Origin of the sequence: Microbacterium resistens (genome assembly GCF_031456305.1) — a bacterium.
In the GTDB taxonomy this organism is placed as follows: Bacteria; Actinomycetota; Actinomycetes; order Actinomycetales; family Microbacteriaceae; genus Microbacterium; species Microbacterium resistens_A.
This window is the reverse complement of sequence record NZ_JAVDUM010000009.1, coordinates 74,154-98,080: the sequence shown is the minus strand read 5'-3', so window position 1 is coordinate 98,080 and position 23,927 is coordinate 74,154. Positions and strand designations below refer to the sequence as shown.

26 protein-coding genes and 1 tRNA gene are annotated in these 23,927 nt (G+C 69.9%); 14 read left to right on the top strand and 13 right to left on the bottom strand.

Annotation, left to right across the window (positions count from 1 at the left end; translation table 11 throughout):
- Positions 1-10: 10 nt before the first annotated feature.
- Positions 11-1,819, top strand: a complete 1,809-nt coding sequence (locus J2Y69_RS11100; protein ID WP_310020604.1) for a 2-isopropylmalate synthase — start codon at positions 11-13, stop codon at positions 1,817-1,819.
- A gap of 40 nt (positions 1,820-1,859) precedes the next feature.
- On the opposite strand, the gene J2Y69_RS11095 is transcribed toward J2Y69_RS11100, so the two are convergent.
- Complete coding sequence (locus tag J2Y69_RS11095) at positions 1,860-2,162, bottom strand: hypothetical protein (RefSeq protein ID WP_310020602.1); 303 nt, start codon at positions 2,160-2,162, stop codon at positions 1,860-1,862.
- Between the two features lie 25 nt (positions 2,163-2,187).
- Between J2Y69_RS11095 and J2Y69_RS11090 the strand changes: the two genes are divergently transcribed.
- A complete protein-coding gene (locus tag J2Y69_RS11090) occupies positions 2,188-2,706 on the top strand; it encodes a CGNR zinc finger domain-containing protein (protein ID WP_310020600.1) in 519 nt (172 codons plus the stop codon).
- Between the two features lie 67 nt (positions 2,707-2,773).
- Here J2Y69_RS11090 and J2Y69_RS11085 read toward each other — a convergent pair whose 3' ends face one another.
- On the bottom strand, positions 2,774-3,151 hold the full coding sequence (locus J2Y69_RS11085; RefSeq protein ID WP_310020598.1) for a YybH family protein: 378 nt from the start codon (positions 3,149-3,151) through the stop codon (positions 2,774-2,776).
- 111 nt (positions 3,152-3,262) lie between these two features.
- Between J2Y69_RS11085 and J2Y69_RS11080 the strand changes: the two genes are divergently transcribed.
- Complete coding sequence (locus J2Y69_RS11080; RefSeq protein ID WP_310020596.1) at positions 3,263-3,610, top strand: winged helix-turn-helix transcriptional regulator; 348 nt, start codon at positions 3,263-3,265, stop codon at positions 3,608-3,610.
- Between the two features lie 26 nt (positions 3,611-3,636).
- Here the strand turns inward: J2Y69_RS11080 and J2Y69_RS11075 are convergent, their stop codons facing one another.
- Positions 3,637-4,026 carry a DUF1304 domain-containing protein gene (locus tag J2Y69_RS11075; protein ID WP_310020594.1) on the bottom strand — a complete coding sequence of 130 codons (390 nt, stop codon included), beginning with the start codon at positions 4,024-4,026 and terminating at the stop codon, positions 3,637-3,639.
- A 91-nt stretch (positions 4,027-4,117) separates the two neighbouring features.
- Here J2Y69_RS11075 and J2Y69_RS11070 point away from each other — a divergent pair, with 91 nt between their 5' ends.
- Positions 4,118-4,705 carry a TetR/AcrR family transcriptional regulator gene (locus tag J2Y69_RS11070; RefSeq protein ID WP_310020592.1) on the top strand — a complete coding sequence of 196 codons (588 nt, stop codon included), beginning with the start codon at positions 4,118-4,120 and terminating at the stop codon, positions 4,703-4,705.
- A 35-nt stretch (positions 4,706-4,740) separates the two neighbouring features.
- Here the strand turns inward: J2Y69_RS11070 and J2Y69_RS11065 are convergent, their stop codons facing one another.
- Positions 4,741-5,115, bottom strand: coding sequence for a winged helix-turn-helix transcriptional regulator (locus J2Y69_RS11065; RefSeq protein WP_310020590.1), 375 nt, complete (start codon positions 5,113-5,115; stop codon positions 4,741-4,743).
- A gap of 145 nt (positions 5,116-5,260) precedes the next feature.
- Here J2Y69_RS11065 and J2Y69_RS11060 point away from each other — a divergent pair, with 145 nt between their 5' ends.
- Both J2Y69_RS11060 and J2Y69_RS11055 read left to right on the top strand, forming a co-directional pair.
- Positions 5,261-5,746, top strand: coding sequence for a luciferase domain-containing protein (locus tag J2Y69_RS11060; protein ID WP_310020587.1), 486 nt, complete (start codon positions 5,261-5,263; stop codon positions 5,744-5,746).
- A 116-nt stretch (positions 5,747-5,862) separates the two neighbouring features.
- Entirely contained in the window at positions 5,863-6,510 is a 648-nt protein-coding gene (locus J2Y69_RS11055; protein WP_310020585.1) for a hypothetical protein, read from the top strand.
- A gap of 7 nt (positions 6,511-6,517) precedes the next feature.
- Here the strand turns inward: J2Y69_RS11055 and J2Y69_RS11050 are convergent.
- Positions 6,518-6,593 (bottom strand) — tRNA-Lys (locus J2Y69_RS11050).
- A 64-nt stretch (positions 6,594-6,657) separates the two neighbouring features.
- Here J2Y69_RS11050 and J2Y69_RS11045 point away from each other — a divergent pair.
- Complete coding sequence (locus J2Y69_RS11045; RefSeq protein WP_310020584.1) at positions 6,658-7,287, top strand: DNA-directed RNA polymerase subunit beta; 630 nt, start codon at positions 6,658-6,660, stop codon at positions 7,285-7,287.
- Between the two features lie 371 nt (positions 7,288-7,658).
- Here the strand turns inward: J2Y69_RS11045 and J2Y69_RS11040 are convergent, their stop codons facing one another.
- Complete coding sequence (locus J2Y69_RS11040; protein ID WP_310020582.1) at positions 7,659-8,294, bottom strand: TetR/AcrR family transcriptional regulator; 636 nt, start codon at positions 8,292-8,294, stop codon at positions 7,659-7,661.
- Positions 8,295-8,364: 70 nt separating this feature from the next.
- On the opposite strand from J2Y69_RS11040, the gene J2Y69_RS11035 reads away from it, so the two are divergent.
- The 3 genes from J2Y69_RS11035 to J2Y69_RS11025 all read left to right on the top strand — a co-directional run bounded on the left by J2Y69_RS11035 (position 8,365) and on the right by J2Y69_RS11025 (position 11,859).
- Entirely contained in the window at positions 8,365-9,753 is a 1,389-nt protein-coding gene (locus tag J2Y69_RS11035; RefSeq protein WP_310020580.1) for a DHA2 family efflux MFS transporter permease subunit, read from the top strand.
- Between the two features lie 300 nt (positions 9,754-10,053).
- Positions 10,054-10,935 (top strand): aminodeoxychorismate lyase, encoded by an 882-nt coding sequence (locus tag J2Y69_RS11030; RefSeq protein ID WP_310020578.1) that lies wholly within the window; start codon positions 10,054-10,056, stop codon positions 10,933-10,935.
- A 105-nt stretch (positions 10,936-11,040) separates the two neighbouring features.
- Positions 11,041-11,859 carry an SCO4651 family lipoprotein gene (locus tag J2Y69_RS11025; RefSeq protein WP_310020576.1) on the top strand — a complete coding sequence of 273 codons (819 nt, stop codon included), beginning with the start codon at positions 11,041-11,043 and terminating at the stop codon, positions 11,857-11,859.
- A 150-nt stretch (positions 11,860-12,009) separates the two neighbouring features.
- Here the strand turns inward: J2Y69_RS11025 and pstB are convergent, their stop codons facing one another.
- The 4 genes from pstB to pstS all read right to left on the bottom strand — a co-directional run bounded on the left by pstB (position 12,010) and on the right by pstS (position 16,086).
- Positions 12,010-12,789 carry a phosphate ABC transporter ATP-binding protein PstB gene (gene pstB, locus J2Y69_RS11020; RefSeq protein WP_310020574.1) on the bottom strand — a complete coding sequence of 260 codons (780 nt, stop codon included), beginning with the start codon at positions 12,787-12,789 and terminating at the stop codon, positions 12,010-12,012.
- Positions 12,790-12,817: 28 nt separating this feature from the next.
- Positions 12,818-13,921, bottom strand: coding sequence for a phosphate ABC transporter permease PstA (gene pstA / locus J2Y69_RS11015; RefSeq protein WP_310020573.1), 1,104 nt, complete (start codon positions 13,919-13,921; stop codon positions 12,818-12,820).
- A 1-nt stretch (position 13,922) separates the two neighbouring features.
- The gene (gene pstC / locus J2Y69_RS11010) at positions 13,923-14,873 is read right to left on the bottom strand and encodes a phosphate ABC transporter permease subunit PstC (RefSeq protein WP_310020571.1); all 951 of its coding nucleotides are present in this window, start codon (positions 14,871-14,873) and stop codon (positions 13,923-13,925) included.
- Between the two features lie 106 nt (positions 14,874-14,979).
- The gene (pstS, locus tag J2Y69_RS11005; protein ID WP_310020569.1) at positions 14,980-16,086 is read right to left on the bottom strand and encodes a phosphate ABC transporter substrate-binding protein PstS; all 1,107 of its coding nucleotides are present in this window, start codon (positions 16,084-16,086) and stop codon (positions 14,980-14,982) included.
- Positions 16,087-16,293: 207 nt separating this feature from the next.
- Here pstS and J2Y69_RS11000 point away from each other — a divergent pair, with 207 nt between their 5' ends.
- Entirely contained in the window at positions 16,294-17,043 is a 750-nt protein-coding gene (locus tag J2Y69_RS11000; protein WP_310020567.1) for an IclR family transcriptional regulator, read from the top strand.
- Between the two features lie 52 nt (positions 17,044-17,095).
- On the opposite strand, the gene J2Y69_RS10995 is transcribed toward J2Y69_RS11000, so the two are convergent.
- The 3 genes from J2Y69_RS10995 to J2Y69_RS10985 are packed head-to-tail and all read right to left on the bottom strand — an operon-like array spanning position 17,096 to position 18,904.
- Positions 17,096-18,088 carry a VOC family protein gene (locus J2Y69_RS10995; protein ID WP_310020566.1) on the bottom strand — a complete coding sequence of 331 codons (993 nt, stop codon included), beginning with the start codon at positions 18,086-18,088 and terminating at the stop codon, positions 17,096-17,098.
- A complete protein-coding gene (locus J2Y69_RS10990) occupies positions 18,085-18,402 on the bottom strand; it encodes a DUF1330 domain-containing protein (protein ID WP_310020564.1) in 318 nt (105 codons plus the stop codon). Before J2Y69_RS10990 ends, J2Y69_RS10995 begins: the two co-directional genes overlap by 4 nt.
- Positions 18,403-18,412: 10 nt before the next feature.
- Positions 18,413-18,904, bottom strand: coding sequence for a VOC family protein (locus J2Y69_RS10985; RefSeq protein ID WP_310020562.1), 492 nt, complete (start codon positions 18,902-18,904; stop codon positions 18,413-18,415).
- 218 nt (positions 18,905-19,122) lie between these two features.
- Between J2Y69_RS10985 and J2Y69_RS10980 the strand changes: the two genes are divergently transcribed.
- The 3 genes from J2Y69_RS10980 to J2Y69_RS10970 are packed head-to-tail and all read left to right on the top strand — an operon-like array spanning position 19,123 to position 23,921.
- Positions 19,123-20,475, top strand: a complete 1,353-nt coding sequence (locus tag J2Y69_RS10980) for an MFS transporter (protein WP_310020560.1) — start codon at positions 19,123-19,125, stop codon at positions 20,473-20,475.
- Positions 20,476-20,523: 48 nt separating this feature from the next.
- A complete protein-coding gene (locus J2Y69_RS10975; RefSeq protein WP_310020558.1) occupies positions 20,524-22,533 on the top strand; it encodes an FAD-dependent monooxygenase in 2,010 nt (669 codons plus the stop codon).
- Positions 22,530-23,921 carry an FAD-dependent oxidoreductase gene (locus tag J2Y69_RS10970; protein ID WP_310020556.1) on the top strand — a complete coding sequence of 464 codons (1,392 nt, stop codon included), beginning with the start codon at positions 22,530-22,532 and terminating at the stop codon, positions 23,919-23,921. The genes J2Y69_RS10975 and J2Y69_RS10970 overlap by 4 nt, the downstream gene beginning before the upstream one ends.
- Positions 23,922-23,927: the final 6 nt, after the last annotated feature.

The following is a 23,927-nucleotide window of genomic DNA, read 5'->3' as shown; positions in this document are numbered from 1 at the left end:
AGGCCCGTCCATGTCGTACCCCACCCTGTCCACCCCCGCAGGACCCGTCCCCGGTGACGCGCCGTCCTGGAATCGCCAGCGGGGCTCGCAGATGCCCTCCCACCGCTATGCCGACGTCTATGCGAAGGTCGAGGTCCCGCTCGTCGAGCGGGACTGGCCGAGCAGGCGGCTGAGTAGAGCGCCGCTCTGGGTCCCTGTCGACCTGCGCGACGGGAACCAGGCGCTCGCCGAGCCGATGGACCCTGTTCGCAAACGACGCTTCTTCGAGCTCATGGTCGCCATGGGGTACAAGGAGATCGAGGTGGGCTATCCCTCGGCGTCCCGCACCGACGAGGAGTTCGTCCGCCTGATCGCGGAGAGCGACATCGCCCCGGAGGACGTGACGATCGTCGTCTTCACCCCGGCGCGCGCCGATCTGATCGAGCAGACTGTGCACTCGATCCGGGGCATCCGCAACGAGGTCGTGATCCACATGTACACGGCCACGGCGCCGATCTGGCGCGACGTGGTGCTCGGACGCGGGCGGGAGGAGCTGAAGCGGCTGATCCTGGATGGCGCCAGGGAGATCCGGGACCGCACGGCGCACCTCCCGAACGTCCGTTACCAGTTCTCGCCCGAGGTGTTCAACCTCACCGAGCCGGAGTTCGCGATCGAGGTGTGTGACGCCGTCACCGCGCTCTGGGAGGCGAGTCCGGATCGGCCCGTCATCCTCAACCTCCCTGCCACCGTCGAGATCGCCTCTCCCAACGTCTACGCCGACCAGATCGAGCACATGTCGCGGAGCCTCGCGCGGCGCGATGCGGTGATCCTCTCCGTCCATCCGCACAACGACCGCGGCACGGGCATCGCCTGCGCCGAGCTCGCGGTGCTCGCGGGAGCCCAGCGCGTGGAGGGATGCCTCTTCGGCAACGGTGAGAGGACGGGGAACGTCGACATCGCGACCCTCGCCCTGAACCTGCACGCTCAGGGCGTCGATCCGATGATCGACTTCTCGGACATCGACGAGATCCGCCGCGTGGTGGAGCACTGCAACCGGATCGAGGTCCATCCGCGGCATCCCTATGTGGGCGACCTGGTGCATACGGCCTTCAGCGGCACCCATCAGGACGCGATCCGCAAGGGCTTCGCCGAGCACCGCGCCCGTGCCGCTGCCGAAGGGCGGGATGAGCGCGAGATCGCCTGGCGGGTGCCGTACCTGCCGGTGGACCCCGCCGACCTCGGCCGCGGCTACGACGCGGTGATCCGGGTGAACTCGCAGTCGGGCAAGGGTGGCATCGCCCATCTGCTCGAGACGGAGTACGGGGTGGAGTTGCCGCGACGGCAGCAGATCGACTTCGCGCGGCACGTCCAGGAGCACGCGGACGCCGTCGGCGACGAGATCTCGGCCGCAGGCGTGTGGGAGCTGTTCCGCGGCGCCTATCTCCACGCGGAGCGGGGTGAGGAACAGGGTGAGGAACGGGGCGAGGGCGGGTGTGGCCTCTCGCTCGCCGGCTATCGGGTGTCCGAGGCGGAGGGCGTCGGCCGGGTCCGGATCGAGCTGGGGGTCGGGGGTGAGCGGATCGTCTCCGAGCATGAGGGCGTCGGGCCGGTCGAGGCCCTCGTGGCGGCGCTCGCCGCCCAGGGTATCCCCGTCGAGGTGCTGAGCCTGCACCAGGCGAGCATGGAGAGCGGCAGCGGAAGCCGTGCCCTCACGCTCATCGAGTACCGGAGCGGAGGCTGCACCGGGTGGGCCGCCGGCATCGACGCGTCGGTCCTCGGCGCCTCCCTTGCCGCCGTGATCTCCGGCGCGATTGCCGCCGTGGGGGCGGGAAGCGCCTGAGCAGGTCTCGTCCTGGCCCGGCTCTGCATGTCACGCGGGGTTAGGACGTCGGGCTGCCGCCGATCACGCGACTCGCGGCGGTCGGGGGCAGCCCGGACGAGGGCAGCAGGTCCACGCGACGGGCCGAGCATGCGGTGCAGCGGACGTAGAGGAGCTCGCCTTGCGAGGTCCGATGTCGGGACTCGGTGAGCCAGGCATGCTCGTGTTCCTGCTCGCCCGGCGCCGCGGCCCGGTCGTGACGGTCCATGGTCGTCCCGGCCAGATCTGCGTGGAGGGATGTCGAGGGGGCCGTGTGGAGGGGGAGCGGGAGCGGACTGGTGGGGGTGAGGTCGATTGCGGGCATGTCTCCACGATGATGTAATGCCCTTATGCATCTCAACCCTTACGGCGAGTATGCGATCCTCCTCGCCGCCTCGCTCGCCAACGACTGGCCGGAGGATCGTGACGGGATCGAACGACGCCGGCGCGAGTTCGGGATGACGATGACCTTCCCGACCGCCGCCTCCGATCACGCCGGGACGCGTGAGGTGATCGACGACTGGCTGCGCGTCGTGGACGCCGAGGATCCGGGGGAGCGGGCGCGGCTGCTGAACGCGCAGATGGCCGAGGCGGCGGCCTATCCCCGCCTCACCGATCACGACGACGAGGGCTGGCATCTGCATTACCGCGATCGTGACGACTCCCTGCCGCACGTGCTGCGGGCCGTGATCGGCGTCGGCACCGCACTGCATCTCGCCACGCGCGGCATGCATCGTCTCGGGCGGTGCGCGGCGACGCCGTGCGCCCGCGTCGTGGTCGACGTGACGCGCAACGGGCGCCAGCGCTACTGCTCCGTCCGGTGCGCGAACCGCGACGCCGTGCGGCGGCATCGCGCCAGACAGGCATGACGGCCGGCCCGGTGCGACCACGAGCCGGCCGTCACGCGATCAGGCTGTGCCGATCGTGCAGCGCTGTTCAGGCGGTGCCGAAGGGGTTGTCGATGGCGTACTTCCAGCCGTTGTCGCCGTCCAGGACCACGACGTCGGCGGTCTGTCCCGCCAGGGCGACCGCGGAGCCGTCGGGGCCGGTGCCCTCCAGCGACCAGTCTGCGACGACGAGGCCAACGGTGCCGGAGGCGAAGGTGTGACGCGGGGTCATCGTGATCGGGAGCTGCAGATCGAGGAACTGCTGCAGGGCCGCGCGGATGCCCTCGCCCGTGACGGCGACGCCCGGCTGCGGGACGAAGACGGCGTTCGAGGTGGACAGGGCGACGAGTCCGTCGAGATCGCGGGCGTTGAAGCGCTCGGCGAACGCGAGGGGGAGCTGGGTGGGGTCGGTGAGGGGCTGGGACATGGTGCCTTCCGGTTGTTCGACGGACATCGTGGATGACGTCCGTCACGGGTGAACTACCATTAGTGCACATACTGCACCAGTTACATCAAGTGCACCGATGGAGGGACTCCCATGGCCCGCTCGACCCTACCGGACTGCGGCGTCGCCCGCTTCCTGATGCTGCTCGACGGGCCGTGGGCCACGTTGATCGTCCGGGAGCTGCTCCCCGGCCCCCGCCGGTTCACCCAGCTGCGGGATGCGCTTCCCGGGATCAGTGCCCACACGCTCACCAACAGGCTTCGCCGCTTCGAGGCCCACGGCATCGTCGAGCGCCGGGCCTTTGCCGAGGTGCCGCCGCGGGTCGAGTACGAGCTCACCGACCGTGGGCGCGGGCTCCGTGGAGTCCTCGACGCGATGGGCTCCTGGGCTCTCGCGGTCCCGGAGGCCGTCTTCGAGGACGAGGTGCCGGTCGCGCGGTAGCGGCCCGGTCGGGACGCTCGCCCGGGTCAGATCATCAGCCCGATGACGAGGGCGATGACGCCGAGTGCGGGGATCACACCCTGCTTGAGGGCTGCGGAGGCCTTGTCGGGGCTGGAGAGCAGGAGGACGAGGCTCGCGGCGGCCATGGAGCCGGCGCCCGTGAAGACGAGTGTCGCTCCGACGGCGGTGTGGCCGAGAGCGAAGAGGGCGATGCCCAACGCCACCGCGATCGCCAGGAACAGATTGTAGAAGCCCTGGTTGAAGGCGAGCGCCTTCTGGGTCTCGGCCTCGGCGACCGTTCCGGTGCCGAAGGTCTTGCGGGCGCGCTCGCCCGTCCAGGCGATCGACTCCATGTAGAAGATGTAGACGTGGACGAGTGCGGCGATGCCGGTGAGCACGAGACCTGCGATGACCATGGTGGACTCCGATCGGGATGAGGATCGATAGTGTATCGATCAGTTCAATATATACTGGATCGATCGATACGCAAAACGACGGGAGGCTCGGATGGGGCGCGCGCAGACGTTCGACACCGCCGAGGTGGTGCGCGCCGCGCGTGCCGTCTTCTGGCGGCAGGGGTATGAGAGTGCCGCGCTGCCCGAGCTGGAGCGGGCGACGGGGCTCAGCCGCTCCAGCATCTATCACGCCTTCGGATCGAAGCGGGGGCTGTTCGACGCCGCGATCGAGAGCTACCTCGATGAGGTGATTCGTCCGCGCCTCGTGCCGCTGATCGCCCAGGAGGTCGCCCCGGACGCGCTGGAGAGGTACCTTGCCGGGCTGCGTGCCGCACTCTTGGCCGAGGGGACGCTGCCTGCGTCCAGCGGCTGTCTCCTCGTGAACGCTGCCGCCGCACCCATCGCGCAGGATCCGGCGATCGCCCGTGTGATCATCGGGTACCGCGCAGAGCTGCGCGCCGCGCTCGGCGGCGGGATCCGCGCGCGGCTGCCGCGGCTGTCGGATGCTGAGGCCGATGTCCTCGCCGATGCGTGCACGGGCCTCGTCGTCTCCGCGCTCGCCCTGGTGCGCGTTGATCCACAGGGTGCCGCCGCCTCCCTCGACACGGCCAGGGCGCTCGTCCTCGCGCGCGCGGCGTGACTGCACCCTGACCTTGGGTGTTCCGGAGGGCTCCGCTATCTCTGGTCGAAGCGGTCGCGGGCGTCCCGCACCGCGGGGAGGTGGTCTTCCGACCAGGCGGTGAGGCTTCGGAAGATCGGCGTGAGCGTGCGGGCGAGCGGCGTCACCGAGTACTCGACGCGGGGCGGGATCTCGCGATGGTAGGTGCGTTCCACCAATCCATCGCGTTCCAGTCGTCGGAGACGCTCGGTCAGCACCTTCGGCGTCACCGCCGGGATGTGCGACTGCAGCTCGCCGAACCGCATGCGCTCGTGCTGGGACAGGAGCCACAGGACGTGGGATGTCCAGCGGGCGAAGACCAGATCGACGATCGGTTCGAACGGGCAGGGGTCGGCGGTGGAGCGGTCGTCCTCGGCGGTGGTCGTCTCCATGATGCTTTCCCCTTGGTAACTACTATCTTTAGGATAGTAGCGTGATTCGCGAGGCGCTGTCCACCATCGATGTCGGCGTCTCCGGTTCCGGTCTCAGACGGTCGGGGCCGTCGTCAGCGAGAAATCACGCCCAGGAGGCATAGCCATGCATACCGAGACCCCGCGGCTCCCGATGCGTCGGGAGCCGCGACCGACGACCACTCCTCAGACTCCGCACATCCAGCTGGATCAGCATGCGCCGGTCGGCCTGCAGGCAGAGCTCTGGGAGCGAATGATCGCGCTCGACGGCGTCCAGGAGGGGAGGAGCGGCGTGTCCGCGCCCTCATCCCGGGCGCTCCATCTTCGACAGGATCTGGCGGACGGGCCGCGCCAGGCCTTCTTCGCCGGCACGGAGTTCGCCCATCTGCACGGCGACGGCAGCGGGAGCATGCATCTCTCGTTGCCGTTGGACGTGGTCGAACAGCTGTTCGCGGCGGGCTGGGGCGAGCAGCATCCCATCGTGAAGCTGGGCGGCCCGCCGAACTGGGTGATGCTGTTCGGTCCGAGGGATCAGGCCGAGCTCGACGTCGTCTGGGGGCTCGTGCAGGCGAGCTACGCCTTCGCGCGGGGCGAGGAGGTCGCGGTGGGGTGAGACGAAGGCGTCGTGGAGTGAGTGGTCGCAGGACTGTTCGCGGGGAGGGTTGCGCCGATGTCGGTGGGGAGGGCGATACTGATGGCGCGACGTATCGCAACCCGGAGGAGGAGATCATGCGTTCGATCGTTCCGATGGAGGGCAACCCGTGGCCGCATGATATGACCATCACGATCGATGACTCTCCTCATCAGCTCCTGGAACTGCTCTGGGTCCGCGAGGCCTGGGGGCTGCACCCGGCCGGCGATCTGCCTCCCCTTCTCGTGGACACGCCACCGCGAGCGGGGGATCCTGTGGAGCGCGACGTATGGGAGGCGGCGTGGCCCGAAGTGTGGGCGGATGTCGTGGGGCATGCTGGTCGGCTCCTCGATCCGTCGTGGCTGGAGGATCTGGGGGGCACCGCCAACGGATCGCGTGAGCGGTCGGAGCTGCTCAATCGGATCGTCGGGCCGAGCTGGCGCGGACGCTTCGGTGACGGAGCATTCGGCGACGGCTATCGGGCATGGGGCGATGCCCGATCCGCCACGTTGCCTGAGCGGCATCCGCGATCGCTCGCGGAGTCGCCGGAGCGCCGCTCGCTGGACGCGCTGGTCCCGGCATGGAAAGCGGGGCTGGTGAAGGTCGTCACCATCCCCTGCAGGGGAGAGCACACACGGATCCTCGGTGGGTCGGGGCTTCTGGTGACCGACGCCACACGCGACGATCCCGGTCGATACTCCGCGGCGCTGCGGATGTTCGCGCAGGCGCAGCCCGCGTCGAGGTGAGTGCTGGTGGTGGGCCCCGTGGGGCTCGAACCCACGACCCGCGGATTAAAAGTCCGATGCTCTGCCAACTGAGCTAGAGGCCCCTCCCTCCATCCTACGGCGCGGGGCTGGGTGTCCCGGACGGTCGACGCGCGTACCCTGGGGCGGATGCCTGCTCCGTACCACCGCCCCGTCCGTCGTCCCTCCGCCTCCTTCGACAACCTCGTCGGCGGGGTCGACCCGGCGGCCCAGGCCAGGGCTGCGCATGCCACGGCCTCGGCGCTCCTCGCCCGCGTTCGCGCGGACGACAGCGGCATGAGCGCCGAGCGGTTGATCGCGTTCACGGCGGAGCACGGGATCGACGAGATCGCCGAGCTCTGGGCCGACGCGCCGGCGCACTCCCTGCCCGGGGCGCTGTGGCGGCTGTATCTGCTGCAGGCGTCGATCCACGGCGATCCGGGGACGGCCTCGCTCCTGCACGAGCGCGGACGCATCGAGCTCCCATCGGCAGACGCGCTGGTCGCCGGCGCCCCCGTCCCGGCGAGTCCGGACGAGCTGGTGACGCTCATCGACACGATCCTCCGCGGCGTGTTCCGCGGGGACTTCGCCGTCGCCCTCGATCGGGCCGCCGCCTTCTGCCGTGTCCAGGCGTCCGGGGCCACGCACCTCGCCGACGACTACGAGGCGACCGAGGCCTCCCGTGCGAGCGAGCTGACGGCGCGGGCTCTTCGGCTCAGCACCTATGCCGAAGACCTCGCGGTCGCGGCGACCGCCTGGCGGCGAGGCGTGCTCGCCTGAGGCGGGCATGAAAAGACCGGGCCGCAAGAACGCCTCTCGGCGGAAGGCCGCTCGCAGCGGCAGAATTTGGAGCCCGGGGTTATGCGGCCCGGCCGATCAAGTGTAACGCGCGTCCCGCGGAGGTATTCCCGGCGGCCTCGGACCTGTGGAGAGACGGTCATCTGCCGCGTTCCGTGGAGGGGTGGCCCTTCGGCCTCGTGACCCGACGGCCACCTGCATGACCCGGGCACGGACGCACGACGGGATCGGCCGATCGGTCGTGCATCCGCGCCCGGATCGTGCATCCGTGTCGGCGGTGGGCGCGATGCGGAGGCGCCGGGAGAGGGCGTTGTGCGGAGGCGTCGGGAGAGAGGTGGCCGTGAGGGTGAGGGCTACGTGGCGGAGTAGGCGCGAAGGAACGTGTCCACGCCCTGCGTGACGGCGCTCTCGATCACGGTCTGGTCGCCGGGACGGGTCCCGCCGGCGGTCAGCTCGGGCAGCTGCGCCTGGGTGAGCGCGATGAAGTGCTGTGCCGCGACACCCGGATCGGGGATGTCGAGCAGGCCGGCGTTGCCGAGCATGGCCAGGCGTCCGGCCAGCGCCTCACGGATGGGCTCGATCCCCGCGCGGCGGACCTCGTCGAACACCTGGGGGTCGCGGCGGCTCTCTGCGAGCACGAGCCGTGAGAGCGCGGCCGCGCACCCTTCGCGCTGACAGGCGGTCAGGGCCGATCCCAGCCGGTGAAGGCTGTCCCGCCAGTGCTCGGGGCGGAGGTCGAGCGAGACGACGACGTCGTAGGAGGCCTCGTTGACCTGCCGGGCGATATCGGCCATGGTCTCGCGGAACAGCCCCTCCTTGCCGTCGAAGTACGAGTAGATGGTGGGTTTGGAGACCCCGGCCGCCGCGGCGATCGCGTCGACGCTGGCGCGCTCATACCCGACGTCGCCGAAGACGGGCCCTGCGGCGTCCAGGATCGAACGGCGTTTGTCCGCGCGCAGTGCCGTCCTCGCCGTCTCCGTCGCTGCCATACGACGAGATTACACCATTTTACGAAGGGAGTCTTGATGTTTACTAAACCGATTAGTAATGTCAGGTCTCATGACAGTAAACACTGATCTCGGCGAGACTCTGCAGGGACGGACGCGGTGGGCTATCGCCGCGATGGCGCTCGCCGCGTTCATGGCGGTGCTCAACGGCACGACGGTGACGGCCTCGCTCGAGGCGATGGGACCGGCGCTGGGCACCTCGATCTCCGGGGCCGTCTGGGTGACGACGGTCTATCTGGTCGCCGCGTCGGCCGCCGTCCCTCTGATCGGCTGGCTCACCACGAGGATCGGCTCCGCCCGTGTCCTCCAGATGGCGCTGACGGGATTCGCCGTCGGGTCGCTGCTGTGCGGGTTCGCCTGGGACCTGTCCAGCATGCTGGTGTTCAGGGTCCTCCAGGGGGTGTCGGGCGGGATGCTGGAACCGGCGGCGCTCGCCGTCATCGGCCTGATCGCCCCGGTGTCCAGGATGGGGCGCGTGATGGGCTTCGTGTCGCTGGTCATCAACATCGGCCCCGTGGTGGGGCCGCTGCTGGGAGGCGTGCTCGTCGGCGCGGGCGCATGGGTCTGGATCTTCTGGATCAACGTCCCGCTCGCGGCACTTGTCGGCCTCGCGGCGTGGCGCCTCCTGCCGCGCGAGGAGGGCTCCGGAGACCGTGGTGCGCGCATCGACGTCCTTGGGCTGGTGCTCCTCCCGCCGGGGTTCGTCCTGCTCCTCCTCGGTCTGAACCGCTGGGGTGCCGGTGCCGAGCTCGGCGTCGTGATCGCGTTCACCGTCGTGGGGGCGGCCCTCCTCGCGCTCTATGTGCGGCACGCATTGCGCGTCGATGCTCCGCTGCTGGACATCCGTCTGCTGCGGATCCCGTCGTTCGCCGCAACGCTGGGGGTGATGAGCGTGGTGGGGCTCGTGATGTACACGCAGCTGACCGTCCTGCCGATCCTCGCCGAGCGCAGCCTCGGTCTCGAGCCCCTGTGGCGCGCCGTGCCCGTCGCCGTGCTCGGCCTCGGACTGCTCGTGTCCATGACCGTCGCCGGCTCCCTCAGCGACACGATCGGGCCGCGCCTGCTCATCCGGGGCGGAGCCGCGGTGACCACCGTCACCGCGGCGCTCATCGCCTTCGGTCACGATCGATGGCCGCTCGCGGTGGTCCTCGGGCTCGTCGCCCTCCTCGGTCTCGGCTTCGGCTCCATCGCCTCGCCGGCCTTCGCCAGCATCTACCGGGTGCTTCCGAAGCGATCGGTGGGTCAGGGCACCGCCGCGCTGTTCATCACGGTGCAGCTCTTCGCATCCGCCGGCGTCACCGTCGTCGGCTTCCTCACCGAGGCATCCGCGAATCCCGCGACGAGCGCATACATCCTCATCGCTGTCGCCGCGCTCGCCGTGACCCTCGTCGCCTCTCTCCTGCCGGGGCGGAACGATGTCACGGCGGCGGCCGTCCACTGACCGGAGACGCCCCGGATCCGGTTCTGCCCCGGATCCGCCTCAGCCCCTCCTCGGCCTCCGGCGGCTCTTTGTCTTCGTTTCGAACCGGTTCTGCCTCCGCGGTAGAAGGCGGACATCTGCACGACGTGAGCGCAGGTGCACGACGGGTTGGGCGGATTGGTCGTGCATCCGTGTCGGGGTCGTGCACCTGTGTCCGGACCGATCGTGCAGATGTGCCGGGATCGTGCAGATGCGCCGGGGCGGGTCCGTGCCGAGGGTCGGAGCGGACGGGGGAGGAGTCCGGCATCTAGGCTCGGATCCATGGACCGGCGCTTCGCACTGATGATCACCCCCGTCGTCGCGGAGACCGTCCGCGACGACTTCGACGACACGTTCCAGCAGGTCGACCCCTCCGCCCCGGCGCTGAGCGTGGGCGAGCTCAGCACGCAGCGCGGCGACGGCGTCTTCGAGTCGATCGGCGTCGTGGACGGGCATGCGCAGGAGGTCGAGCCGCATCTGGAGCGCCTCGCGCACTCCGCCGCGCTGTGCGACCTCCCCGCCCCGCACCTGGACCAGTGGCGGGCGGCCGTCGCTCGCGCCGCCGAGGCCTGCCCCCCGGGCGAGGCCGTGATCAAGCTCATCCTCAGCCGGGGCGTCGACCACGGACCCACGCCGACGGCCTGGGTCACGGCCGCTCCCGCGGGTGACTTCGCCGCGGCCCGCGAGCACGGCGTCCGCGTGGTGACCCTCGACCGCGGCTACGACAGCGGTGCCGCCGAGCGGGCGCCGTGGCTGCTGCTGGGCGCGAAGACCCTGTCGTACGCGGTGAACATGGCAGCCCTCCGCGAGGCCCACCGGCGAGGCGCCGACGACGCGATCTTCCTCACCAGCGACGGCATGGTGCTCGAAGCTCCCACCGCCTCCCTCATCCTCCGCATCGACGGCCGCTTCGTGACACCGGAGCCGACCGGCGGGATCCTCCGCGGAACCACGCAGCTGAGCGTCTTCGAGCACCTGGAGGGCAAGGGGTTCGAGACCGTGGACGCCCGGATCCCCGCCGCGGACCTCGCGGCTGCCGACGCCGCGTGGCTCGTGTCCAGCGTCCGCCTCGCCGCTCCGATCTCGGCGATCGACGGGGCGCCGCTCCCGATCGACCGCGCCGTCACCGACGACCTGAACGCCTACCTGCTCTCGCCCCGCTGAGCGGGCAGGGTGCCTGGGCGACGCGGCGGTCCGCCGGGCGGATCCGCCCGGCCGGGACGGACGCCGTCCCGGCGAACTCCCGGCGTCTGCTTCTAGGATCCTGTTATGCGCACACACTGGAGCCGCGCCGTCGCGGCGGTCACGATCGCTCTCGCAGCGGGTGCCGGAGTCACCGCCTGCACCGCGGGGACCGACACCACCGCCGGGAACAAGAGCAGCCAGGCCCCGGCAGCGACCCCCACGCCCACGCCGACGTCGAGCCAGGCGACGGTCATCCCCCTCCCCGACGGATTCCTCGATCGCATCGCCACGGCGACGCGGAAGGCGGGATCCGTGCACTTCACACAGAGCACCGGCATCGAGGGGCAGTCGATCTCCAGCACGGGCGACCTCGTCCTGGACGAGGACCCGAACGTCGTCCGGCTGGCGCTGATCACCCAGATGCCCGGCGGCGCGACCATGGAGATGCGGATCGTCGACGGCGTCACGTACGCGAACATGGGGGAGGCGACTCAGAACCTGTTCGCGAGGGTGGACGGCACGAACAGCTCCGCGACGCTGGGCGTCAGCGCCGACCAGGTGAACGTCGCGACGCAGGTGGAGTCGTTCTCCGCAGCCCTCGTCGGCTTCTCCTCCCAGGAGGGCGCCGAGACGATCGACGGGGTCGTGACGACTCAGTACACGCTCACGCTCGACACGGCGAAGCTGCTCGCGTCCCAGGGGGTCACCGACCTCCCGGACGTGTCGGCGATCGGCGAGACCGTGGCCTATGAGATGTTCGTGGGCCCGGACGATCTGCCGCGGCGGATGACGATGAACCTCGCCAACATGCCCATACAGATGGACTACACCCGCTGGGGCGAGCCGGTGGAGATCTCCGCGCCGTCGGCGGAGCAGATGACGGACGCGGTCCTGGGCGGCTGAGCCTGCACCAGAGGCTGAGCCGGCGCCAGAGCTCGAACCAGGGCCGGAACCCGAACCCGAGCTGGCACCAGAGCTCGAACCCGAGCCCGAACGTGATGATGCCCCCGGAGGATATCCGGGGGCATCATCACGTCTGGGCCGCGGTGCGGGTCAGCCGAAGCGGCCGGAGACGTAGTCCTCGGTGGCCTGCACCGAGGGGGTGGTGAAGATCGTGGCGGTCTCGTCGTACTCGATGAGCTTGCCGGGCTTGCCGGTGCCGGCGATGTTGAAGAACGCCGTCCGGTCCGAGACGCGCGACGCCTGCTGCATGTTGTGCGTCACGATCACGATCGTGTACTCGGTCTTCAGCTCCTCGATCAGCTCCTCGATCGCGTAGGTCGAGATCGGGTCGAGCGCGGAGCACGGCTCGTCCATCAGCAGCACGTCGGGGGAGACGGCGATCGCGCGCGCGATGCACAGACGCTGCTGCTGACCGCCGGAGAGCCCGGAGCCCGGCTTGTCGAGCCGGTCCTTCACCTCGTTCCAGAGGTTCGCCCCCTGCAGCGACTTCTCCACGAGGGAGTCGGCGTCCGACTTCGAGATGCGCTTGTTGTTCAGACGAACGCCGGCGAGGACGTTCTCCCGGATCGACATCGTCGGGAAGGGGTTCGGGCGCTGGAACACCATGCCGATCTGGCGGCGCACCGCGACCGGGTCGACCCCGGTGCCGTAGAGGTCCTCGCCGTCCAGCAGGACCTCGCCCTCCACGCGAGCGCCGGGGATGACCTCGTGCATGCGGTTCAGGGTGCGCAGGAACGTCGACTTGCCGCAGCCGGACGGGCCGATGAACGCGGTGACGCTGCGCGGTTCGATGTCGAGGGAGACGCCTTCGACGGCGAGGAAATCACCGTAGTAGACGTTGAGGTTGTTGACTTCGATGCTCTTGGACACGATCTTCCTTGTTCTCGGGGCGCCGGGCTCAGCGGCCGGTCTTGGGTGCGAAGATCTTCGCGACGACACGGGCGATCAGGTTGAGGACCATCACGATGATGATCAGGGTCAGCGCGGCGGACCAGGCGCGATCCACGTACGCCTCGGCCGGGATGCCCTGGTAGGCGTACTGCGAGTACACGTACACCGGCAGGGTCTGCATGCGCCCGCTGAAGAGGTTGTAGTTCATCGCGTCGGTGAACCCCGCGGTGATCAGCAGCGGCGCGGTCTCGCCGATGACGCGGGAGATCGCGAGCATGACTCCCGTGGTGATCCCGGCGATCGAGGTCGGCAGGACCACCTTGAGGATGGTCAGCCACTTCGGCACGCCGAGGGCGAAGGCCGCCTCGCGCAGCTCGTTCGGGACGAGTCGCAGCATCTCCTCGCTGGAGCGGACGACCACGGGGATCATCAGCACCGAGAGGGCAACCGCTCCCATGACGCCCATGCGGATGCCAGGGCCGAAGATCAGCGCGAACAGCGCGTAGGCGAAGAGGCCGGCGACGATAGAGGGGATCCCGGTCATCACGTCCACGAGGAACGTGATGGCCTTCGCCATCCGGCCGTTGCGTCCGTACTCGACGAGGTAGACCGCCGTCATGAGGCCGATCGGCACGGAGATGACGGTCGCGGCGAGCGTGACGTTCAGCGTGCCCATGATGGCGTGCAGCGCACCGCCGCCCTCGCCGACCGTCCCCTTCATGGAGGAGCCGAAGAACAGGCCGTCCATGCGCGCCAGGCCGTTGGCGAGGACGGTCCAGGCGACCGAGACCAGCGGCACCATCGCGAGGGCGAAGGCCACGGTCACGACGCCGGTGATCAGGCGGTCCTTGGCCTTGCGGCCGTCCTCGACGATCCGCGAGATCACCGTGATGAGCACCAGGTAGAGCAGGGCCCCGAGGATCAGGGTGCCGGCGACGTTGAACCCGGTCCCCGAGCTCAGGGCGGCGAGGCCGAAGGGCGCCGCCACGATGAGGAACGAGGCGCCGAGGAGGGCCCAGGGCGCCCAGCGGGGGAGCTGGCCGGAGCTGAGCGAGGCGGAGGAGGAGCGCGCGAGCGGGGTTCGAGAGGTCTCGGGGGCGATGGCGGTCATGTCAGTTGGCTCCCGAGAATTCCTTGCGGCGGTTCACGACCCACCTCGCCAGCGCGTTGACCGCGAAGGTGACGACGAAGAGGATCAGACCGGTGGCGATGAGGATGTTGATGTTGACCTTGTAGGCCTCGGGGAAGGTCAGCGCGATGTTCGCGGCGATCGTCGACGGGTTCGTCGAGGTGAACAGCTGGAACGTCACCGCCCCGCTCACGGAGAGGACCATGGCGACGGCCATGGTCTCGCCGAGCGCGCGACCGAGGCCCAGCATCGATGCCGAGACGATCCCGGAGCGGCCGAACGGGAGGACGGCCATCCGGACCATCTCCCAGCGCGTCGCGCCGAGGGCGAGGGCCGCCTCCTCGTGGAGGCGGGGCGTCTGCAGGAAGATCTCGCGGCAGATCGCCGTGATGATCGGGACCACCATGACGGCGAGCACCATGGCGGCGGTGAAGATCGTGCGGCCGGTCTTGGAGGTCTCGCCGGCGAACAGCGGGAACCAGCCCGCGTACTGGTTCAGCCAGCCGTAGATCGGCTGTGCGGCGGGCGCGAGGACCAGGATCCCCCAGAGGCCGAAGACCACCGAGGGGACGGCGGCCAGGAGGTCGACGACGTAGCCGAGCCCCTGCGCCAGGCGGCGAGGGGCGTAGTGGGTGATGAAGAGCGCGACACCGATCGAGAGCGGCACCGCGATCAGGAGGGCGAGGAACGCCGCCCAGACGGTGCCGAAGAGGAGCGGCCAGACGTAGGACCAGAAGTCGCCGTCGAGGAGCGAGGCGGTCTCCGGCGATGCGGTGAAGGCGGGGAGCGACTGCACGACGAGGAAGATCGCCACGGCCGCGAGCGTGATCATGATCATCGATCCGGCGGCCACCGCGGTTCCTGAGAACCAGATGTCACCGGCGCGACGCTTGGCGGCGGTGCGCTGCGGGGCCTGCGCCGTCGGGGCTGTCATGTGAGCTGCTTCCTGTTCGGGTTGCACGGGAGGTCGGGCGGGGGAGAAGCGGGGCATGGGCAGACGGCCGCCGGGATACCGCGGTATCCCGGCGGCCGTCCGTTGCTCACTTGATCAGGTCGACGGCGGCCTTGGCCTTCGTGCGCAGCTCCTCCGAGATCGGGGCGCTGCCGGCGTTGGTGGCGGCGGCTTTCTGGCCGTCCGCGCTGATCACCGTGGTGAAGAAGGCCTTGGTGAGGTCGGCGACCTTCGAGTCCTCGTACTCGGCGCAGCCGATGAGGTAGCTGACCAGCAGGACGGGGTAGGCGTCCTTGGCGGTCGTGGTGCGGTCGATCTTGAAGGCGAGGTCGCCCTTGGAACGGCCGTCCTCGATCTTCGACGCGTCCAGGGTCGCGGCGGCTCCGGCGGCCGAGTGCTCGACCCAGGCGTCGCCGACCTTGACCTTGACCGAGGAGAAGCCCTTGGCCTGCGAGGAGTCGATGTAGCCGATGAGGCCCTGGCCGCCCTTGACGGCGTTGACGACGCCCGAGGTCTTCTCCGCGGCCTCGCCGCCGAGATCGGCCGGCCACTCCTCGACCGATCCGGCCGTCCACACGTCGCCCGCGGTCTGCGCGAGGTAGTCGGTGAAGTTGCCGGTGGTGCCCGACTTGTCCGAGCGGTGCACGGGCGAGATCGTGGTGGAGGGGAGCTTCGCGTCCGGGTTGGTCGCGACGATGGCCGGGTCGTTCCAGGTGGTGATCTTGCCGGCGAAGATGCCGGCGAGGGTCTTCGGGTCCAGGTTCAGCGAGTCCACGCCGTCGAGGCTGAAGACCACCGCGATCGGGGAGACGTAGGCGGGGATCTCGACGATGTCGGAGCCCGCGGCGCAGGCGCCGAAGCCGCCGGCGGCGATCTCGTCGGCCTTGAACGCGCGGTCGGAGCCGGCGAAGTTCACGCCGCCCTGCTGGAAGGACTCGCGTCCGGCGCCGGAGCCCTGCGGGTCGTACTCGATCTGCGCGTCGGGGTTGGCCTTCTGGAACTCGGCGGTCCAGGACTGGATGGCGACCTGCTGCGAGGACGCGCCGGCGCCGACGATGCTGCCGGAGACGGCCGGGCCGGCGGCGGGAGCGGAGGTCTCTGCGCCGGCGCCGGCCTCGTTCGCGGCACAGCCGGCGAGGGACAGGGCGGCGATGGCGCCGATGGCGCCGATGCGAGCGATTCGGGTGATCTTCACTGTGGGATCCTTCGATCGTGGATGACTTGAGGCCCGGTGCAGGGCACACAGCGACGCTAGGAGGAGCGGTTAACGAGACTCTCCCGCAGGGGTAAACGGGAGGTGAACGGATCGCGGCGCACTGGGGCGCCTCCCGCTGGATATCGGGGAAAACCCGTCGGGGTGCATTGAGGTTCCGCGTCCCTCGCGTGCTGCCATACTTCTGTCATGCGGAAAACTTTGGGGAGGCGGCCGCCCTACGCGGTCGAGTCGGTGGACCGTGCCCTGCAGCTGCTGCAGATGCTCAGGGACAACGGCTCGCTGCGGATCACCGACGCGTCGAGGGAGCTGGGGGTCTCGGTGTCGACCGCGCATCGCCTCATCGCGATGCTGGTCTATCGGGGGTTCGCGATCCAGGAGGAGTCCCGGGTCTACGTCCCCGGCCCCGCGATGGGGGAGCAGCCGGTCCAGCCCGGCGGCGGCCTCGGGTTCAAGAACGTCGTGCAGCCGTATCTGGAGAGGCTGTCCGCGGAGACGGGGGAGACGGCCAACCTGATGATCAGGGTGGGGGCGAACGTGAGGTTCCTCAGCTCGGTGGAGAGCGAGAACATCCTGCGCGTGGGTGACAGGAGGGGGTCGGTCCTGCCCGCCCGTCTCGCCTCGGGCGGGCGGGCGCTCCTCGCGGAGCTGCCCGAGGCACAGGTGCGCCGTCTCTACGACGGCGAGCTGACGGACGGGGAGGTCGACGCCCTCCTGGGCGAGCTCGCACAGGTGCGCAGAGCGGGTTTCGCGCTCAACAGCGAGGCGACGGAGACGGGCGTCCACGCCGTGGGCGCGGTGGTGCGCAGAGGAGGGGAGGACGTGGGGGCGATCTCGGTGTCCTTCCCCTCCTCGCGTCTGACACCGGCCCTGCGGGAGCGCGTCATCGACGCCCTTCTCGGCGTCTGTCGCGATCTCGCGGCGGCCGATCCGGCGTGAGGACGCCGCCGGATCGGCCGCCGGGGCAGACGCCGGATCAGCCGAGGCCGGATCAGCCGAAGTCGGGCAGGCGCCTCTGGTCCAGCGGGTAGGGCGCGGCCTCGACGAAGCGCCAGTCGGCGCCGAATCCCTCGGCGGGGGTGATCCGGACACCGCCGCCACCGATGTCCTGCGGGGTCAGCCCGACCGACTGCAGGTGCGCGCGGACGCGGTCGGCGCTCTCGACGAGGTAGGTCACGCCGAGGTAGGCGTCCTTCCCCTCGGCGACGCGCGCGGCCAGCGCCGTGCCCGGCTCGGGGACGGTGAACTCCAGGACGGTGTCGGCGAGGCGGACGAAGGTGCTGTCCGTGCCGAGGTCCTCGTTCCGCCCCGTGGCCACGATCGTGGCGCCGAGCAGGTCCACGTAGAGCCGAAGGACGCGGGCGGGGTCGTTCGTGGCGATCGTGTGGTGCGAGGTGAGGAGGAGCCCTAGTGGGTCTCCGGGGTCGGAGACCGGACCCCTCCAGTCGGCACGGAGGCGGGGGTCCGCCTCCTGGGAGTACTTCTCCCAGTGTCGCCTGCCCGTCTGCTGGAACTCGTAACGGATCCCGGTGTCGGCGGGCTCGGTGAACCCGGTGAGGATGTCCTCGGCGAAGGACGACACGGGCGGCCGTTCGGACGTGATGAGCGCGCCCTGCTGATCGTGGCTGCGGATGCCGGCATCGGAGAGGAGGGCGAACACGCCTTCCGCGTCGTTCGTGTACCAGCCGAGCCCGATCATCCCGTCGGGGACGTCCTTGTAGCGCGTCTGCCCCGTGAGCGAGCCCCGGGCGTGGAGCGGCGGGCAGAGGAACACCCAGTGGATGTCGGAGATGAACGCGAAGAAGGAGTAGTTCGTGGGGTAGTCGGGCTTGAGCAGGCTGAGATCGAGCGTCTCCTCCCATCGCAGCGGCCGGAGGCCGAACACGCGACGGAACCAGTCGCGGGCGGCGTCGAGGTCGTTGACGGCGATGGTGGGGTGGTAGAGCGCCGGGACGAACGTGGGGCGCGGGGATGCGTCGGTCATTTCTCCTCCTCGGATGGTTCTTCGTAGCCGTCGAGCGCGACGACGTGCACGTCGACCGCCCCCGCGCGCAGCTCCTTGAGCCGCGCGTACTCCTCGGAGTCCCAGAAGCGTCTCCGCTCCTCGGGACTGCCGAACTCGAGGACCGCGTCCCGGCGGAGCTCGAACTCCCCCTCCAGGTGCTCCTCCTCCGCGCCGCGGACGACGTAGCGCCCGCCGAAGCGGGGGAGGAGCCGGACGATCTGCTCGCGGTACGCCTCATAGCGGGCGCTGTCGTACACCGCACCGCGGCGCACGAAGATGTAGGACTTGGCCATCGTCATCTCCTCACGGACGCCACGCCGGCACGGAGCTGCGGGGCTGCCAGTTGAACTGGATCATGTTCCCGTCGTCGTCGTAGAAGAGGAACGACTTGCCCGTCACTCCCCAGGTCCAGACGTACTCGGTCTGCGTCCGGTAGCCGGCGGCCCTGATCCTCTCGAACCAGCCGTCGATGTCATCCACGAGGAACGCGACCTCGTGGATCCCGGTGTGCCCGTACTGGAGGGTCTCCGGCGGGGTGCGGACGATCGCGGGGACGGACGGCTGCTGCAGCTCGATCATCGCCCCGTCGTCGGACTGGAGGAGCACCATCCGGGAGGTCGCGCCCTCCACCTTGAAGATGTCGTCGAGCAGTGCCTGTCCCATCCGGGACTGGTCGCCCGCGTCCAGGTCGGGGATCGTGCGATCCACGACGACGGAGAATCCGAGGACGTCTCGCCAGAGGGCGATGGCGCGGTCGGCGTCGCTCACGAAGACGGCGACATGGTGGAACTTCATTGATATACCCCTTGCATGTCGGGGCGCTCGTCGTCGAGCGCATCTGCACGCTAACAGCGGCGCCACGGGCGCCTCTCGCTTTTTCCTTCAGTCAGAAAACGGGAGGTTCCGGACGTGGGCCGACCCATCATTGCAACCAACGTCAGGCGACCGATCTCCCGATTCTCCCGACAGTCCCGACGTTGCCCCCCGATATCACTTCCAGGATTGGACATCCCGTGTCAACGACGACTCGAACGCCCAAGAAGGCGAACCCGGCCCGTGCTGCGGTCGCCGCACTCATCGGCACCACTCTCGAGTGGTACGACTTCACGCTGTTCACGCTGTACAGCGCGTTGATCTTCCAGCAGATCTTCTTCGTGGACTCCTCGCCTGCGGTCGCGACGATCCAGTCCCTCGGCATCTTCGCCGCGGGGTTCCTGGCCCGGCCGATCGGCGCGCTGGTCTTCGGGCGGATCGGAGACCGGCTCGGCCGGAAGACCGTCCTCGTCGGCACGCTGCTGGTGATGGGGATCGCGACGACCGCGATCGGCCTCCTGCCCACGCACGCCCAGATCGGCGCGTCCGCCCCGATCCTGCTGCTCGTCCTCCGGCTCGCCCAGGGCTTCGCCGCCGGCGCCGAGGTGGGAACCGCCATCACTGTCTCGGCGGAGTACGCGCGCCCCGAGCGTCGCGGGCTGTGGGCCGCGGCTCCGGCGATGGGGAACTTCGCGGGTCTGATCCTCTCGGCCCTCGCGTTCCGCCTGGTGGTCGGGCTTCCGCAGGAGGACCTGATGACCTGGGGATGGCGGGTGCCGTTCCTCGCGGGCTTCGTCGTGGTGATCGTCGGGATCATCGTCCGCCTCGGCCTGGAGGAGACCCCGGCCTTCGTGGCGAAGAAGGCCGCGGGCATCGTCGAGCGCACGACGCTCATCCAGGTGTTCCGCACGAGCTGGAAGCCGATGGTCCTCCTGGGCATCGTGTACTTCTGCGGCAACGGGCTCTCCTACTTCTTCCAGGCGCTCGCCGCCTCCTACGCGGCGGGGACGCTGGGCCTCGCTCCGATCGACGTGAGCAACGGCACGCTCTTCGGCGCCATCGGCGGCTTCGTCACTGTTGCGCTGTACGGGGCACTCTCCGATCGCATCGGCCGGCGCCCGGTGATGATCGCCGGGTTCGTCTGGGCGGTGATCGCCGCGGCGATCCTCTTCCTCCTCGTCGGGCACGGGAACGCCATCGGTTTCCTCGTGGTGATGTTCATCGCGCTCGCGCTCTCCAACGCGGGCGTCAACGCCGGTGTGAACGGCTGGGGCACCGAGATCTTCACGACGGAGGGGCGGATCACCGGGATGACGCTGAGCCGCGAGGTCGCGGGCAGCCTCGGCGGCGGTGTCATCCCGCTGATCGGCGTCAGCCTCATCGCGAGCGCCGGCGGCGCGGCGCCGTACTACCTGCTCGGGCTCGCCGGCGGGCTCGCGCTGATCGGCATCGTCGTCGTCGCGCTGGTCCGCGAGACGCGCGGCCGTGCGACCGACATGGACCATGCGTCCGACAGCGCCGAAGACGTCCGACAGGCCGCGCCCGTCGCCTGAGCGACGCGCATCCGGCCTCGCACCCGTCCGCACGCAGAAGGGACCCCCATGCAGTACTACGCCGACGGCTTCCACGCCGGCGACCCGACGGTCGCCCCGGTGGACCCGTCCTTCCCGCCCAGGGACGACGCTCCTGAGGAGGTGGACGTGCTGATCGTCGGGACCGGTCCTGCGGGACTGGTCCTGGCCGCCCAGCTGTCGCGGTTCCCGGAGATCACCACGAGGATCGTCGAGCGCCGCCCTGGCGCTCTGCAGATGGGGCAGGCCGATGGCATCGCCTGTCGCACGGTCGAGATGTTCGAGGCGTTCGACCTGAGCGCTCAGCTGCTGTCCGAGGCGTACTGGGTGAACGAGACGGTCTTCTGGCGGCCGGACCCGGCCGATCGGGGCAGGGTCGTGCGGACGGGTCGTGTGAAGGACACCGAGGACGGGCTGTCGGAGTTCCCGCACGTCATCGTGAACCAGGCGCGGGTCCACGACTACCTGCTGGAGGCGATGCGTCGCAGCCCCTCGCGGCTCGCGCCCGACTACGGGCTCGAGTTCGTCTCCCTCGATCGCCAGGACGGGGAGGAGTACCCGCTGGAGGTCCGGCTCCGCCGGGTCGGCACGAGCGCCGACGACCTCGTGACCGTTCGGGCGCGGTACCTGATCGGGTGCGACGGCGCGCGGAGCGCGGTGCGCAAGGCCATCGGCGGCGTGCTCTCCGGCGATGCCACAAACCACGCCTGGGGGGTGCTGGACGCCCTCGCCGTCACGGACTTCCCCGACATCCGTCTGAAGGCCGCCATCCAGTCGGGCGAGAACGGCAACATCCTGCTGATCCCCCGGGAGGGCGGGTTCCTCGTGCGGCTGTACGTCGACCTCGGCGAGGTCACGGCCGAGAACCGGGACCGGCTGCGATCGATGTCCGCGGCCGAGATCGCGGAGAAGGCGGCCGCCGTCATGCACCCCTATGCGCTCGAGGTGAAGGAGGTCGTCTGGTCCTCGGTCTACGAGGTCGCCCAGCGACTGGCCGGATCCTTCGACGACGCGACGGACGCACAGGGCGAGGTCGCACGCATCCCTCGCGTGTTCATCGCAGGGGACGCGTGCCACACCCACAGCGCGAAGGCGGGACAGGGGATGAACGTGTCCATGCAGGACGCGTTCAACCTCGGCTGGAAGCTCGCCTCGGTGATCCGCGGGGAGAGCAGGCACGAGCTGCTCTCGACCTACTCGGCCGAGCGGCTGCCCGTCGCGCGGGAGCTCATCGAGTTCGACCGCGAGTGGTCCGAGCTGATGGCGGGCGCCCCCTTCGACCCCGCGCACCCGGAGCGCGGCGGCGTCGACCCGACGGTGCTCCAGGAGCACTTCGTGAGGCAGGGGAGGTACACGGCCGGGGTGGCGACACGGTACCGGCCATCGCTCCTCGTCAACGACTCGCGGCATCAGCATCTCGCCGAGGGGTTCGAGATCGGGACGCGCTTCCACTCCGCACCCGTGACGCGCGTCGCGGACGCGCGGACCGTCGAGCTGGGGCACGTCGCCAAGGCGGACGGGCGCTGGCGCCTCTACGCCTTCGCGGGCGAGGACGAGGGCGGCTTCGAGGAGTTTCTCCGGCGGGTGGAGGAGTCCGGCCTCACCGCCCCCGGCCTCACCGCCCCCGGCCTCACCGCCCCCGGCCTCTCCGCTCTCGGCCTGTCCGGTCGTCGCGGCGCGGGCGCGCTCGACGTCCGCGGGATCCTCCAGCGCCCCCATCCGGACGTGGACATCGACCGCCTGCCCCCGGTGCTGCGCCCCCGCGTCGGCGCTCTCGATCTGGTCGACTACGAGAAGTGCTTCACCGCGGCGACCAGGGCGGGCGGGGAGGACATCTACCGCGCGCGGGGGATCGACCGGCGCGCGGGAGCCGCGGTCCTCGTCCGTCCGGACCAGTATGTTGCGGATGTGATCGCTTTCGACGATCCGACGAGGCTCACCGAGTTCTTCACCCGCTTCCTCGTCGGTGAGGACGCCGACACGACGCAGGCCCCCGATGGTGCGATCCCGACCGCCGAGCATGAGGAGATCCACGCATGACGATGCGAGAAGAGACCACGGACTACGACGCGATCGTGCTCGGTGCGGGCATCGCCGGCCTCGTCGCCGCAACGTCGGCGTCCGAGAGCGGACTCCGCGTCGCGCTGCTGGAGAAGACGGCGGACGTGGGCGGCTCCTCCGCGATGAGCGGCGGCTTCTTCGCCTTCTCCGGCACCGCGGAGCAGGCGGCCGAGGGCGTGGAGGACTCCGCGGAGCTCTTCCTGGACGACCTGCGGGAGGCAGGAGGGCATCGTAGCGATCCCGCTCTGCTCGCCGCCTACCTCGAGAACCAGGACGACACGTACCACTGGCTGAAGCAGCACGGTGCGGACTTCACGGTGCTGGAGCTGAGCTCCGGACAGTCTGCGCCGCGGTCGCACCTCACGGCCATCCGCGACCTTCTCCGCGCTCTGACCGCCCGGTTCCTCCAGGCCGGCGGCACCCTCCTGCTCGAGCACGAGGGGACGAGCCTGCACACGGATGAGGAGGGGCGCGTCGTCGGCGTGGACGCGGTGGCGCCGGACGGCGAGGTGTGCCTCCGCTCCCGGGGCGGCGTGGTGATCGCCTCGGGCGGCTTCAGCCGGAGCGCCGAGCTCCTCGGTCTCTTCGCCCCGGACCAGCTCGCCGCCATTCCCTACGGCGGCAAGGCCAACACGGGCGACGGGCTCCGCATGGCATGGGCGCTCGGCGCGGGGCTGGCCGACGTCGCCTACATCGCCGCCACCTACGGCTCCCACCCCGACACCGGCGAGGACTTCCACGAGCTCCTCACGGCGTTCTACCTGGGGGCCATCATCGTCAACAAGGACGGACAGCGGTTCGTCGACGAGTCGCTCTCGTACAAGACCATCGGCGCCGCCGTGCTGGGTCAGCCGGAAGGGCTGGGGTACCAGATCTTCGATGCCGGGGTGCGGGCGCGCTCTCATCCCGGCGTCCCGCTCAACGACATCGGTTTCCTCGAGGGACTGGGTCACGTGCACAAGGCCGACTCCCTGGAGGAGCTGGCCGAGGTGTGCGGCATCCGTGTCGACGCGCTCCGCCGGACCGTGTCCGAGTACAACCGGACGATCGCCGAGGGGGACGAGGACCCGCACGGGCGGACGCACCTCTGCAACGGCGTCGGCGACCTCGTCCCGGTGCAGACCGGCCCGTTCTACGCCTACCCCGCGAAGGCGCTCATGACGAGCACCTACTGCGGGCTGACGATCACCCCGCTCGGCGAGGTCCGTGCGGTCACCGGGAGGGTCATCCCGGGGCTGTACGCGATCGGCGAGGTCACCGGAGGTTTCCACGGCAAGGCCTACATGACCGGCACCTCCCTCGGGAAGGGCGCCGTCTTCGGCCGCATCGTGGCGAAGAACATCGCCGCCGGGCTTCGGCGGCGATGACGTGCA

Bases quoted from the DNA above. Each gene is read 5' to 3' on its own strand.
- J2Y69_RS11100 (WP_310020604.1), top strand. From the start codon at position 11: ATGTCGTACCCCACCCTGTCCACCCCCGCAGGACCCGTCCCCGGTGAC.
- J2Y69_RS11095 (WP_310020602.1), bottom strand. From the start codon at position 2,162: ATGCCCGCAATCGACCTCACCCCCACCAGTCCGCTCCCGCTCCCCCTC.
- J2Y69_RS11090 (WP_310020600.1), top strand. From the start codon at position 2,188: ATGCATCTCAACCCTTACGGCGAGTATGCGATCCTCCTCGCCGCCTCG.
- J2Y69_RS11085 (WP_310020598.1), bottom strand. From the start codon at position 3,151: ATGTCCCAGCCCCTCACCGACCCCACCCAGCTCCCCCTCGCGTTCGCC.
- J2Y69_RS11080 (WP_310020596.1), top strand. From the start codon at position 3,263: ATGGCCCGCTCGACCCTACCGGACTGCGGCGTCGCCCGCTTCCTGATG.
- J2Y69_RS11075 (WP_310020594.1), bottom strand. From the start codon at position 4,026: ATGGTCATCGCAGGTCTCGTGCTCACCGGCATCGCCGCACTCGTCCAC.
- J2Y69_RS11070 (WP_310020592.1), top strand. From the start codon at position 4,118: ATGGGGCGCGCGCAGACGTTCGACACCGCCGAGGTGGTGCGCGCCGCG.
- J2Y69_RS11065 (WP_310020590.1), bottom strand. From the start codon at position 5,115: ATGGAGACGACCACCGCCGAGGACGACCGCTCCACCGCCGACCCCTGC.
- J2Y69_RS11060 (WP_310020587.1), top strand. From the start codon at position 5,261: ATGCATACCGAGACCCCGCGGCTCCCGATGCGTCGGGAGCCGCGACCG.
- J2Y69_RS11055 (WP_310020585.1), top strand. From the start codon at position 5,863: ATGCGTTCGATCGTTCCGATGGAGGGCAACCCGTGGCCGCATGATATG.
- J2Y69_RS11045 (WP_310020584.1), top strand. From the start codon at position 6,658: ATGCCTGCTCCGTACCACCGCCCCGTCCGTCGTCCCTCCGCCTCCTTC.
- J2Y69_RS11040 (WP_310020582.1), bottom strand. From the start codon at position 8,294: ATGGCAGCGACGGAGACGGCGAGGACGGCACTGCGCGCGGACAAACGC.
- J2Y69_RS11035 (WP_310020580.1), top strand. From the start codon at position 8,365: ATGACAGTAAACACTGATCTCGGCGAGACTCTGCAGGGACGGACGCGG.
- J2Y69_RS11030 (WP_310020578.1), top strand. From the start codon at position 10,054: ATGGACCGGCGCTTCGCACTGATGATCACCCCCGTCGTCGCGGAGACC.
- J2Y69_RS11025 (WP_310020576.1), top strand. From the start codon at position 11,041: ATGCGCACACACTGGAGCCGCGCCGTCGCGGCGGTCACGATCGCTCTC.
- pstA (WP_310020573.1), bottom strand. From the start codon at position 13,921: ATGACCGCCATCGCCCCCGAGACCTCTCGAACCCCGCTCGCGCGCTCC.
- pstC (WP_310020571.1), bottom strand. From the start codon at position 14,873: ATGACAGCCCCGACGGCGCAGGCCCCGCAGCGCACCGCCGCCAAGCGT.
- J2Y69_RS11000 (WP_310020567.1), top strand. From the start codon at position 16,294: ATGCGGAAAACTTTGGGGAGGCGGCCGCCCTACGCGGTCGAGTCGGTG.
- J2Y69_RS10995 (WP_310020566.1), bottom strand. From the start codon at position 18,088: ATGACCGACGCATCCCCGCGCCCCACGTTCGTCCCGGCGCTCTACCAC.
- J2Y69_RS10990 (WP_310020564.1), bottom strand. From the start codon at position 18,402: ATGGCCAAGTCCTACATCTTCGTGCGCCGCGGTGCGGTGTACGACAGC.
- J2Y69_RS10985 (WP_310020562.1), bottom strand. From the start codon at position 18,904: ATGAAGTTCCACCATGTCGCCGTCTTCGTGAGCGACGCCGACCGCGCC.
- J2Y69_RS10975 (WP_310020558.1), top strand. From the start codon at position 20,524: ATGCAGTACTACGCCGACGGCTTCCACGCCGGCGACCCGACGGTCGCC.
- J2Y69_RS10970 (WP_310020556.1), top strand. From the start codon at position 22,530: ATGACGATGCGAGAAGAGACCACGGACTACGACGCGATCGTGCTCGGT.